The sequence below is a fragment of the Vibrio sp. QJM3NY_39 genome (genome assembly GCF_057785895.1).
The window spans coordinates 504132-516790 of the sequence record NZ_CM173505.1; the positions used below are offsets into that span (position 1 = coordinate 504132).

The window sequence follows — 12659 nt, forward strand, 5'->3', positions numbered from 1 at the left end:
TACCATGGAAGGATTGATGACCTTATGGTCTGAAACAGGGATTGCTAACTTTGAGTTCGGCCAGATTTGTATGATGTTGGTTGGTTGCTTGCTGTTGTTTTTGGCAATTCGTAAAGGGTTTGAACCGTTACTTTTATTACCGATTGGTTTTGGTGCTGTATTAGCAAATATTCCAAATGCTGGGTTTACTGATCCCGGTGGTTTGCTTTACTACGTTTACTACATTGGTATTGAAACGGGTATTTTCCCACTGCTGATCTTTATGGGTGTTGGTGCAATGACGGACTTCGGTGCGTTGATTGCTAACCCTAAAACGTTATGGCTAGGGGCTGCGGCTCAGTTTGGTATATTCGCAACGCTATTTGGTGCGATCTTGCTGAACTATGTTCCAGGAATGGAATTCTCAATGGCAGATGCTTCGTCCATTGCGATCATTGGTGGTGCCGATGGCCCAACCGCGATCTTCTTGGCGAGTAAGTTATCTCCTGACCTACTAGGTGCCATTGCAGTTGCGGCATACAGCTACATGGCTTTAGTTCCTATTATTCAGCCACCTATCATGAAAGCGCTAACGACGCCGGAAGAACGCAAGATTAAGATGGCGCAGTTACGTCACGTTGGTAAAGCCGAGAAGATCCTTTTCCCGCTTGCTGTACTACTGATGACGATTCTGTTCCTACCTTCAGCAACACCTCTAGTAGGTATGTTCTGCTTGGGTAACTTAATGCGTGAAGCGGGTGTGGTTGATCGCCTTTCAAAAACAGCTCAAAACGAACTGATTAACGTCGTAACTATTTTCCTAGGCCTAGGTGTTGGTTCTAAGCTTCAAGCGGACACGTTCTTGAACTTAGAGACGCTGGGTATTTTAGGTTTAGGTGCGGTGGCGTTCAGTATCGGTACGGCGGGTGGCGTATTAATGGCTAAGCTACTTAATCGCTTCTCTAAAGAAGACATCAACCCACTGATTGGTGCGGCTGGTGTATCAGCGGTTCCTATGGCGGCTCGTGTTGTAAACAAGGTTGGTCTTGAGGCAAACCCTCAGAACTTCTTGTTGATGCATGCGATGGGCCCGAACGTGGCAGGTGTACTTGGTAGTGCGGTTGCGGCGGGTATTCTATTAGCTCTAGTGGGCTAGTAGGTTCCTAGGTCACGTATCGTTACGTTAATTGGTCGTCAATTTACGAATGAGCGGTTAACTTAGCCTTATTAAATGGTTTATAGTCAAAGGGATGCTTTCGCATCCCTTTCTTTTTATCAATTAGGGTGCTTGCTCATTAGGGCTTTTATCAATCAAGGAAATGTGGAAATGGAAAATAAACAGATAGCGATTACTCAATTCGGCGGTGTCGAAAACCTCAGTATTCAAACCCGTGCTATTCCTGAGCCTAAGGCTGGAGAAGTCGTGGTTAAAGTTTCCTTTTCGGGCATTAATCCGATTGATGTTAAAACCCGTGCTGGTCTAGGTTGGGCTGCAGCACAGAACAAAGATAACCTGCCTTGGGTTCCTGGTTATGACATTTCAGGGCAAATTGTCACCCTAGGGGAGCATGCTGAGCGCTTTACGGTTGGCGACAACGTGGCAGGCTTTATTGGTTTCCCATTGCAAGGTGGCGGTTACAGCCAATATGTATGTGTCCCAGAAGCGGCATTAAGCATGGTTCCTGATTCGGTGACTCTAGAAGCGGCTGCGGCATTACCATTAGCCAGTCAAACAGCAGCTCAAGCGCTCAACAAAGCTGAAGTGAAAGAGGGCGATCGCGTACTTATCTTAGCGGGTGCCGGCGGCGTTGGTCATCTAGCGGTTCAAATCGCCGTGGCAGCGAAAGCCGAGGTTTACACAACTTGTAGTGAAGCGAATCTTGATTACTTAGCAACGTTAGGCGCTCATGCGATTAACTATAAATTTGCGCCAGCATCGGAAAGAGTCTCTGATGTCGATGTGCTGATTGATTTGGTTGGTGGCGATACCGCTCTCGATGCGTTGAAGTGCCTAAAAGATGGCGCAAGAGTGGTGACAGTCCCAACTTTATCTGCTGAATTGATCTGCGAAAAAGCAACATTATTAGGCTTTACTGCATCAGGCATGCTGGTTGAACCAAACCCAGAGCAAATGGACACTATGTTGTACATGGTCAGTGTCGGATTGCTCAAAACAGAAATTCAAGGTATCTACCAGTTGGATGAAGCGCAGTCGGCGCATCTGCAGGTTGAAACCGGACACACCAGAGGCAAAGTACTACTTAAAATGCAAGAAGGTTGATATGCAGTGCTAGAGTTTTTTAATTCTCTGTTTGAAAACATAGCGCTGTGGTTCTCTGACTCAGCGCTGTGGGTACTCTTTATTAGTGGCTTCTTGAGTGCCACATTATTGCCCGGGGGATCAGAAGCGAGCCTTGTGGCAGCCTTGAGCTTAGATCAGTTCTCAACATCATCGATCATTCTGCTGGCGACACTTGGTAATACCTTAGGCGGCCTGACCAACTATTGGATTGGTTTGTGGTTACCTAATCGAACTCAATCTGAAAAGCATGGTCATAAGGCTATGGCTTGGCTGAGCCGTTATGGTTACTGGACATTGTTATTCAGTTGGTTACCGATCATTGGTGATCCTTTATGTCTGGCTGCGGGTTGGCTGAGAATGAAATTTATCCCTAGCGTTATTTTGATAGCGATTGGCAAAGCCGCTCGCTACAGCTTACTTGCTGCTATCTATTTCGGTTTTTTCTAAGGAGAACCTATGAAAAAGGTTTTACTTGGTACATTTTCTCTTATCGCCATTGCTGGCTGTTCTTACAATGTACCTAGCTCAACACCCTTCTTTTCCTCGTTACCGGAAGGCGTCACTCTGTTAGAAGAGGTTAAGCCTTCTAAAGATAAAGTCGTGATTCCTTATGCGAAGTATCAGCTTGAAAACGACTTGACCGTTATTCTTTCTCCTGATGATTCTGATCCACTTGTTCATGTTGATGTGACCTATCATGTGGGTTCTGCTCGTGAACAGATTGGCAAATCAGGCTTTGCTCACTTCTTTGAACACATGATGTTCCAAGGCTCTGAGAACGTCGGTGATCAACAGCACTTCAAGATCATCACCGAAGCGGGTGGTTCTTTAAACGGCACCACCAACCGTGACCGTACCAACTACTTTGAAACCGTTCCATCTAATCAACTTGAGAAAATGCTGTGGCTGGAATCAGACCGCATGGGCTTCTTGTTGGATGCGGTTTCTCAGAAGAAATTTGAAGTTCAGAGAGGAACGGTTAAGAACGAGCGAGCTCAAAGCTACGAAAATCGTCCTTACGGCTTGATGTGGGAACGCATGGGTGAAGCGCTTTACCCTGAAGGCCACCCATACTCGTGGCAACCAATCGGTTATGTTGAAGATTTAGACCGTGTGGATGTGAATGATCTTAAAGCCTTCTTCTTACGCTGGTATGGCCCAAATAATGCGGTGTTGACTATCGGTGGTGATATCGATGTTGATGACACGCTAGAGTGGGTTAACAAGTACTTTGGCCCTATCCCTCAGGGACCTGAAGTTAAGGCGGCAGAGAAGCAACCTGCAGTGCTGACTGAAGACAAGTACATCACCTTAAAAGATAATATTCGTCAGCCGATGGTGCTTGTTGGTTGGCCAACAACGTATCGTGGTGAAGAGACGCAGGCTTCATTGAATGCACTGTCCAACGTGTTAGGTTCTGGCACCAACAGTTACCTGTATCAAAACCTCGTAAAAACGCAAAAAGCGGTGAGTGCAGGATCTTTCCATGATTGTGCTGAGCTTGCATGTACCATGTATGTGTATGCGATGGGTAATTCAGGTGAAAAAGGTGATTTGACGGTTCTAAACAAAGAGCTTATGGATACCTTAGATCAATTCTCGAAAGAGGGCGTTGAACAAGAGCGTTTAGACCAGATCACTGGTATGGCAGAAGCGGATGCAGTTTTTGCGCTGCAAAGTGTTAAAGGCAAGGTTTCGCAGCTCGCGTCTAATCAAACCTTCTATGGTCAGCCGGATCGCATTGAGTCACAACTCGATCAAATTCGAGCGGTTACTCCAGAAAGCGTAAGCAAGGCATACCAAGATTTCATCGAAGGTAAGCACAAGGTTACGTTGAGTGTGGTTCCTAAGAAAAAGCTCGACTTAGCGGTTCGTGAGGCTACCTTTACCACACCTGCACGTACCCTTCCTGAATACAGTAAGGTGACGGAAGACCAACTGGATTTCAGAAAGGCGCCAAACACATTTGATCGCAGCGTGATGCCAGAAGTGAACTTTGGTGTTGAAGCGACCATGCCTGAGTTGTACCGCATGCACTTTGCGAACGGCACTGACTTGATTGGTACCGTGACCAGTGAAACGCCGACAGTTCAGCTGCAAATTCAACTGCCTGCAGGCGAACGCTATGTTCGTAAAGGTCAAGAAGGCTTAGCGAACCTAACGGCTTCGATGATGGAAGAGGGGTCGACTAAACGAACGGTTGAAGAACTACAGGCGACCTTAGATAAGCTTGGCAGTAGCGTTAGCATTGGCGCAGGCAGTTATACCACGGATATCTCGGTTTCAACGCTAGAGAAAAACCTGCCTCAAACCTTAGCGATCGTACAAGAGGTTCTGTTTGAGCCTAAGTTTGATGAGCAAGACTTTGAACGTGTTAAGAAGCAGATGCTTGAAGGTGTTGTCTATCAGCATCAACAACCAAGCTGGATGGCTTCTCAAGCAACCCGTGAGGTGCTATTTGGTGACAGTATTTTTGCTCGAGCAAGCGATGGCACCAAGGCGTCTCTATCGGATCTAACCTTAGATGATGTGAAAAAATTCTATGCACAACACTACACACCGGAAGGTGCCAATATTGTTGTTGTGGGAGACATCTCGAAGAAAGAGGTGGGAAAACAGCTACAATTCTTTGAACAGTGGCAAGGCGATGCGGCACCACTAACGCGTCCTCAGATCATCAAAGAGCTTTCAGGACAGCACCTGTATTTAGTTGATAAACCGGGTGCACCGCAAAGTATTGTTCGTTTAGTGCGTAAAGGTTTACCTTTCGACGCGACTGGTGAGTTGTATTTGAGCCAGCTAGCCAACTTTAACTTAGCCGGTAACTTCAATAGCCGTATCAACCAGAATCTACGTGAGGACAAAGCCTACACTTACGGTGCGAGCGGTTACTTCGCGAGTACTCGTGAAACTGGTGCGGTAGTATTTAGTGCTCAAGTGAGAGCCAATGCGACGGTTCCATCGATTCAAGAGTTTATCGCCGAGCTAAATGAATTTAGTCAGAGTGGATTAACTGACGAAGAGGTGAAATTTATGCGCCTTGCCGTCGGTCAACAAGATGCACTCAAATACGAAACACCAAGTCAAAAGGCTGGGTTGTTGAGTAATATTGTTGCGCTGAGCCTTGATGAAGATTATCTGCAACAACGTAATCAGATAGTTGAAACGGTCTCAAAAGAGACTTTAAACGAGCTATCTAAGAAATGGTTTGACCCGAATGATTATCAAATAATTGTTGTTGGTGATGCGACTTCGCTTCGTCCTCAACTAGAAAAGTTAGATATTCCAATAGAAGAGCTTGAAATCATTCGTTAGAGTACACATTAAAGGGGGAGGGAAAAGACTCTATTTTTCTCCTCCAACCTAATTTATGATAGTTCTAATCAGAACGATATAAGATAAGTGAACTGAATTTTGACTGATTTTGCTGCGCGACTAAAGCAAGTTGCAACCAACCCTAAGACCTTCTCTCAATTTGGTCGTGGTGTTGAAAGGGAAACGTTACGCTACACGGAAGATGGGCATCTTGCTACTGGGCCGCACCCAAAGGCTTTGGGATCTGCGTTGATGAACGGATGGGTAACGACCGATTTTTCCGAGTCGCTACTGGAGTTTATTACGCCTGTTTCTAACGACGTTCCGACTCTTTTGAATCAGTTGTCTGATATCCACCATTTCACTCAAACTAAGTTAGATGGCGAAAAGATGTGGCCGCTTTCTATGCCTTGTTACGTAGGCAGTGAAGATTACATTCAGCTAGCGCAATACGGCACCTCTAACAACGGCAAAATGAAGACGCTATATCGTGAAGGCCTAAAGCGCCGTTACGGTAGCCTGATGCAGATTATTTCTGGTGTTCACTTCAACTTCTCTTTCCCAGAAAGTTTTTGGGATAGCCTGTTTGGAGAGCAAACAGAAGAAGCGCGTTGTGAAGCTAAGTCAGATGCGTACTTTGGTTTGATTCGTAATTATTACCGTTTTGGTTGGTTAATCCCATATTTCTTCGGCGCTTCACCTGCACTATGTCCTTCTTTCATCAAAGGAAGAGAGACAAAGTTACCTTTTGAGAAGGTTGGCGAGACACTGTATCTGCCAAAAGCAACGGCACTTCGCCTGAGTGATCTTGGCTACACCAATAGTGCTCAAAGCGTATTAAAGATTGGCTTCAACAGCCTAGACCAGTACCTTGAAGGTTTGAACCAAGCGATTCGCACGCCATCAGAAGAGTTTGCTGAGATTGGTACTAAGGTTGATGGCGAATACCGTCAGCTTAATACTAACGTTCTTCAAATCGAGAACGAACTTTATGCGCCAATTCGCCCTAAGCGCGTGGCGAAAAGTGGTGAAAAACCATCGGAAGCACTGGCTCGTGCTGGTGTTGAGTACATCGAGGTTCGTTCTTTGGACGTAAACCCATTCAGCTCAATTGGTATCAATGAGCAACAAGTTCGCTTCCTCGATCTATTCTTAACTTGGAGTGTTCTATCTGACTCTGCTGAGATGGATAACTGCGAACTTGAATGCTGGCGCGATAACTGGAACAAGGTGATCTTAGAAGGTCGTCAGGTTGGTTTAGAACTCAAGATTGGTTGTGATGGCGAGAGACTGTCTCTGCAAGATTGGGCTAAACGCGTATTCAAAGATCTTCGTGTTATCGCTGAGTTGATGGATGCTGAGCAAGGTGGTCGTGCATACCAAGAAACGTGCGATACGCTTGAAACTTGGATCGATAACCCAGAGCTGACCATTTCTGGCCAGTTGCTAGAAGAGACCAAAAAATTAGGTGGCTTGGGTAAAGTGGGTTGTGCGTTAGGAAAAACGTACGCTCAGCAACACAAAGCACACCAATATAAAGTTTACTCAGCTGAGTTGATGGAAGCGGAAGTTCAACGCTCTGTTATTGCTCAGCAACAAAGTGAAGAAGCAAGCACTCAAGATTTTGACAGCTTCTTAACGGATTACTTTTCGTATTTAAAAGCATAGCGAGACTTTGGTGGAAAGGAAGCAAGCCTTATTAGGCCAGCCTAAACGCGTAAGTGGAAAATGGTTGCCAGTAGTGACTGTTGGTGTTGTCTCTAGCCTATTGGTTGGATGTGCAACGCCACCGCCAAAGCAGCAAGATAACTTGTGTAGCATCTTCAGAGAACACCCGTCGTGGTATGAAGATGCTCTCGATATGCAAGAAGAGTGGGGCACGCCGATCAACGTAGCGATGGCTTTTGTGAAACAAGAGAGTAGCTATCGTCATGATGCACGCCCACCTAAAGATTACATTCTTGGCTTTATTCCGTGGGGACGCGTGAGCAGTGCCTACGGATATGCACAAGCTCAAGACCCTGCTTGGGAAGACTTCCAAAAGGCGACCAATAACGGTGGTTCAAGAACCAACTTTGATGATGCATTGATGTTCATCGGTTGGTACACCAGCGAGACGCGTCGTCAGTTAGGGGTTTCACTTTGGGACCCATATAACCAGTACTTGGCTTATCATGAAGGCCGTGGTGGTTATAAGCGCAAGTCATACAACAGCAAACCATCGTTGATTAAGGTGGCACGCAAAGTCGAACAGCAAGCAAAAGATTATGGATGGCAGCTTAAACAGTGTCGTAAAGAACTAGAAGACAATAGAAGTTGGTTTTTCTAAAGCCAACCGTCACGGAGAATAGCAATGCCTTTATTAGATAGTTTCACTGTTGATCACACGCGCATGAACGCACCTGCAGTTCGTGTAGCTAAAACAATGCAAACCCCAAAAGGGGATACCATCACTGTGTTTGACCTGCGTTTTACTGCGCCAAACAAAGACATTCTATCTGAGAAAGGTATCCATACTCTCGAGCACCTTTACGCAGGATTTATGCGTAATCAATTGAACGGTTCAGATGTAGAGATCATCGATATTTCACCTATGGGCTGTCGCACTGGTTTCTACATGAGCCTAATTGGTACGCCTTCAGAGCAGCAAGTGGCAGACGGTTGGTTGGCTGCAATGCAAGATGTGCTGAAAGTTGAGAATCAAAATAAGATCCCTGAGCTGAACGAGTATCAATGTGGTACTGCGGCAATGCACTCTTTGGATGAAGCGAAAGATATCGCCAACGCGATTATTGCTGCTGGTATCTCTGTAAACAAAAATGATGAACTGGCATTGCCTGAGTCTATGCTGCAAGAGCTTAAAATCGACTAATCACTTTTCTTCACTCTAGATGCTTTTCACTTTAGAAGCGCTTCACTCTAGATACATTTCACTCTAGAGACAGAGCGAGTTAGATACTAAAAGGCCCGGTTCAATGAACCGGGCCTTTTTCGTCAACGTATTTTAGAGCTAAGCAGTTGTCGCATGTGAGCTTGTGACTACTCATTTAGTTATCCCAGTCCAGCAAACCACTTTTATCCGTTAACGATCTGCGGGAACACGCGAACGAGCTTGATACGGTTCTCTTCGAGTTCAACAATTTCCATTGGATGACTCGCAACCTGAACACTCAGGTGACTCTCAGGAATGTCTTCAAGGTGTTCCAGTATTAAACCATTAAGTGTTCTTGGGCCATTTGTAGGTAGTGTCCACTGCAAGCCTTTGTTTATGTCACGGATATTGGCGCTGCCTTCAATCAAGAAGCTGCCATCGCTTTGCGGTGTGATCTCTTCAGATAAGCTTGGTGCAATTGAGGTCGTAAACTCACCAACGATTTCTTCTAGAATATCTTCAAGGGTAACCAAGCCGTTGATATCGCCATACTCATCCACAATCAAACCGATGCGTTGTTTATTGCGCTGAAACTTAAGTAGTTGAATATTGAGTGGTGTCGCTTCAGGAATAAAGTAGATCTCATCCGCAGCACGCAGCAGTGTCTCTTTATTGAATTCGTTCTTTTCAAGCATCAAGCGGTAAGCTTCTCGTAACCTAAGCATACCAACCACTTCATCTATCTGGTCACGATATAACACAATACGACCATGAGGCGAGTGAGTTAATTGGCGAACGATAGATTTCCAGTCATCATTGATGTCGATGCCAGTGATTTCATTTCGAGGCACCATGATGTCGTTCACGGTCACGTGTTCTAAATCTAAAATAGACACCAACATATCTTGGTGGCGCTGAGGTATCAGGCTTCCCGCTTCATTTACCACGGTTCTCAGCTCTTCAGAGCTTAAGTGGTCGGTCGCATCGTGGCGGGCTTTGACGCCTAAGATACGAATAAAACCGTTGGTAATGAAGTTCACCAATATCACCAATGGTGACAGTACCTTCATCAGTATCATCAAAAGGATACTACTGGCGTAAGAGACACGTTCTGGAAACAGAGAAGCGATGGTTTTTGGGGTTACTTCGGCAAACACGAGGATCACGAGAGTCAGGACACCGGTAGCAATCGCTACGCCGATATCCCCGTAGATGCGCATACCAAGAATAGTCGCGATCGCAGATGCAAGAATGTTGACGAGATTGTTGCCGATGAGAATAAGGCCGATCAATCTGTCTGGGCGGTTCAGAAGTTTTTCTACGCGTTTGGCACCTTTATGACCCGTATTGGCCAAATGCTTTAAACGGTAGCGGTTCAAGGACATCATGCCCGTTTCGGAACCAGAGAAATAACCAGAAATTACAATGAGACACGCGAGTAGCGCAAATAAGATACCCGTTGATATGTCGTCCAAAACTATTCTTTTCCTATTTGTGTATCTTGATTAATTTATGACCGAACATGGTCGAGATGTCAATTGAATCTAACGGACTCAATATTTTAAAGGCAAGGTGTGTGAGACCTTGCCTTCATATTACAGACTAATTCAGGATGATTTCCTGAACGAAGCGGCTACCGAAGTAGGCTAGTGTGAGCATGCTGGCACCGGCAAGTGCGAACCAAGTGACTTTTTGTCCACGCCAACCTTTCTGATAGTGACCCCATAGAAGGATGGAGTAGATAACCCAAGCAATAAAAGACAATACAGCCTTGTGTGCTTTTCCTTGAGCAAACATATCTTGTACGAAGATAAGGCCTGTCAATAAAGTACCTGTTAATAAGCCATTACCGATCAGAATGATCTTGAAAAGCTGTCTTTCCACCATCATTAAAGGAGGTAGGTTCGGGTTTATCACTAACGCTTTTTTCTTTTTAAGTTTGTGATCTAGCCACGCAAGTTGCAGGGCGTATAGCGCACCGATAGTCAACGTCGCGTATGAGAACAAAGCCAAAGAGATGTGCAGTAGCAGCTTTGGATCATTCTCTAGATGTTTAATGAACGTGCTTGAAAGAAAAGTGGCCGCCATTAGATTTAGAGCAGCGAAGCTATAAACAACCGGCAAGATGAACCACAAACGGGTTTTGAGCATCGCACCGCTCATGACCAAAGAGATGATTAAACTGATCAATGAAGCAACGTTCAAGATACTGAGGTTTTGGCCACTGGCATTAAAAATTAAATCGCCAAGCAACCAAGCATGGAAAGCTAAAGCAAGTAATGCGCTGATAAACACCGTTTTTACGCGGATTCCTGTTTGGTGCACGAGACCTGGAATGATCGTGGAAATCGCCATTGTATAAAGAAAGGCTGCTGCGATCGCAATAAGACTGTCCATGGTATCCATTTAAATGATTACTAATTGGCGAATTATACCTCGCATCGCTCTTTGGGGCTATGGTGAACCTCATTCAATTCCAAGTGAATAATGTCTCACATCACAAGCGTGGATGATTAACGCTCTACAACGGGTATGACTCTAATCCGCGCTAATGTATACTCACAGTAATAGTCGCAGTTTTGAGCGAAGAGAAAACTATGTTTGATAATTTAACGGATCGTCTATCCAAAACGCTGAAGAACATCAGCGGTAAAGGTCGTCTGACCGAAGACAATATAAAAGAGACGCTGCGTGAAGTACGTATGGCGCTACTTGAAGCCGACGTTGCACTGCCCGTTGTCCGCGATTTTGTTAAGCGCGTAAAAGAAGGCGCTGTGGGTGTTGAGGTTTCTAAATCTCTAACACCTGGTCAAGAATTCATTAAGATCGTTCAAGCTGAACTTGAAGCGGTGATGGGTGAGTCTAACGAGGCTCTTGACCTAGCAGCACAGCCGCCAGCCGTTATTTTAATGGCAGGTCTACAAGGTGCGGGTAAAACCACATCGGTAGGTAAGCTATCTAAGCTCCTGACTGAGCGTGACAAGAAGAAAGTTTTGGTTGTGTCTGCCGACGTTTACCGTCCAGCGGCGATCAAACAGCTTGAAACGTTAGCAAGCGATGTTGGCGTCGACTTCTTCCCATCTTCAGCTGATCAAAAGCCTCTTGATATTGCAAACGCTGCAATCGACCATGCGAAGAAGAAATTCTACGACGTGCTAATTGTCGATACTGCTGGTCGTTTGGCTATCGATGAAGAGATGATGGGCGAGATCAAAGAGCTTCATACTGCAATTAAACCAGTAGAGACTCTGTTCGTTGTTGATGCAATGACTGGTCAAGATGCTGCGAACACTGCAAAAGCTTTTGGTGATACGCTACCACTAACCGGTGTTATCTTGACGAAAGTTGATGGTGATGCTCGAGGTGGTGCTGCACTGTCTGTTCGTCATATCACTGGCAAGCCGATTAAATTCTTAGGTGTTGGTGAAAAGACTGACGCACTAGAACCATTCCACCCAGATCGTGTTGCTTCTCGTATCTTAGGTATGGGCGACGTACTGTCTCTTATTGAAGATCTACAGAAAAACGTTGATACCGAGAAAGCAGAGAAACTGGCTAAGAAGTTCAAAGAGAAGAAAGGCTTTGACCTTGAAGACTTCCGTGAGCAGCTTGGTCAGATGAAAAACATGGGCGGCATGATGGGCATGATGGATAAGCTTCCAGGTATGTCTCAGCTACCAGACAACGTTAAAGATAAAGTTGATGACAAGATGTTCAAGCAAATGGAAGCGATCATCAACTCTATGACAATGAAAGAACGCCAGCGTCCAGACCTAATCAAAGGCTCACGCAAAAAGCGTATTGCTGCAGGTTCTGGTACGCAGGTACAAGATGTAAACCGTATGCTTAAACAGTTCACTCAAATGCAGAAGATGATGAAGAAAATGCAGAAAGGTGGAATGAAAGGCATGATGCGCAACATGCAAGGCATGATGGGCGGCGGTGGAGGTATGGGCGGAATGGGTGGTGGTTTTAACCCGTTTGGTCGATAAACTACAAATGTAAGCTTTAGCTACGTTACTTTTCATAGTGTTAGCCGTGTCACAGAAAGTGTCCGGTTGCTATGTTGGTGAAAAAATAGCTAAAGCCCTTGCATTGCACCGGAATAAGAGTAAAATTCCGGGGCTTTAATTTGGCACGAGACCCCAAGCTATTTACTTATACTTGGGGTTAATTATTTTATTAAGAAAG

10 protein-coding genes are annotated in these 12659 nt (G+C 45.3%); 8 read left to right on the forward strand and 2 right to left on the reverse strand.

Annotated features, from left to right (window positions below):
- The first annotated feature begins 4 nt into the window (after positions 1–4).
- The 7 genes from AC3CHU_RS02515 to luxS all read left to right on the forward strand — a co-directional run bounded on the left by AC3CHU_RS02515 (position 5) and on the right by luxS (position 8468).
- Positions 5–1135, forward strand: a complete 1131-nt coding sequence (locus AC3CHU_RS02515) for a sodium ion-translocating decarboxylase subunit beta (RefSeq protein ID WP_004735495.1) — start codon at positions 5–7, stop codon at positions 1133–1135.
- 171 nt (positions 1136–1306) lie between these two features.
- Positions 1307–2260, forward strand: a complete 954-nt coding sequence (locus tag AC3CHU_RS02520; protein WP_488525015.1) for an NADP-dependent oxidoreductase — start codon at positions 1307–1309, stop codon at positions 2258–2260.
- 6 nt (positions 2261–2266) lie between these two features.
- Positions 2267–2728, forward strand: a complete 462-nt coding sequence (locus tag AC3CHU_RS02525; RefSeq protein ID WP_004735497.1) for a YqaA family protein — start codon at positions 2267–2269, stop codon at positions 2726–2728.
- A 9-nt stretch (positions 2729–2737) separates the two neighbouring features.
- Entirely contained in the window at positions 2738–5596 is a 2859-nt protein-coding gene (locus AC3CHU_RS02530) for a M16 family metallopeptidase (protein WP_488525016.1), read from the forward strand.
- 99 nt (positions 5597–5695) lie between these two features.
- Positions 5696–7264 (forward strand): glutamate--cysteine ligase, encoded by a 1569-nt coding sequence (gene gshA, locus AC3CHU_RS02535; protein ID WP_237291067.1) that lies wholly within the window; start codon positions 5696–5698, stop codon positions 7262–7264.
- Between the two features lie 10 nt (positions 7265–7274).
- The gene (locus tag AC3CHU_RS02540; protein ID WP_054547482.1) at positions 7275–7925 is read left to right on the forward strand and encodes a transglycosylase SLT domain-containing protein; all 651 of its coding nucleotides are present in this window, start codon (positions 7275–7277) and stop codon (positions 7923–7925) included.
- 24 nt (positions 7926–7949) lie between these two features.
- Positions 7950–8468 carry an S-ribosylhomocysteine lyase gene (gene luxS, locus AC3CHU_RS02545; protein WP_017079953.1) on the forward strand — a complete coding sequence of 173 codons (519 nt, stop codon included), beginning with the start codon at positions 7950–7952 and terminating at the stop codon, positions 8466–8468.
- A 203-nt stretch (positions 8469–8671) separates the two neighbouring features.
- Here the strand turns inward: luxS and AC3CHU_RS02550 are convergent, their stop codons facing one another.
- Positions 8672–9943 (reverse strand): HlyC/CorC family transporter, encoded by a 1272-nt coding sequence (locus tag AC3CHU_RS02550; RefSeq protein ID WP_004735502.1) that lies wholly within the window; start codon positions 9941–9943, stop codon positions 8672–8674.
- A gap of 127 nt (positions 9944–10070) precedes the next feature.
- The gene (locus tag AC3CHU_RS02555) at positions 10071–10865 is read right to left on the reverse strand and encodes a cytochrome C assembly family protein (RefSeq protein ID WP_017079954.1); all 795 of its coding nucleotides are present in this window, start codon (positions 10863–10865) and stop codon (positions 10071–10073) included.
- A 200-nt stretch (positions 10866–11065) separates the two neighbouring features.
- Between AC3CHU_RS02555 and ffh the strand changes: the two genes are divergently transcribed.
- Positions 11066–12460 carry a signal recognition particle protein gene (gene ffh / locus AC3CHU_RS02560; RefSeq protein WP_004735506.1) on the forward strand — a complete coding sequence of 465 codons (1395 nt, stop codon included), beginning with the start codon at positions 11066–11068 and terminating at the stop codon, positions 12458–12460.
- Positions 12461–12659 lie beyond the last annotated feature (199 nt).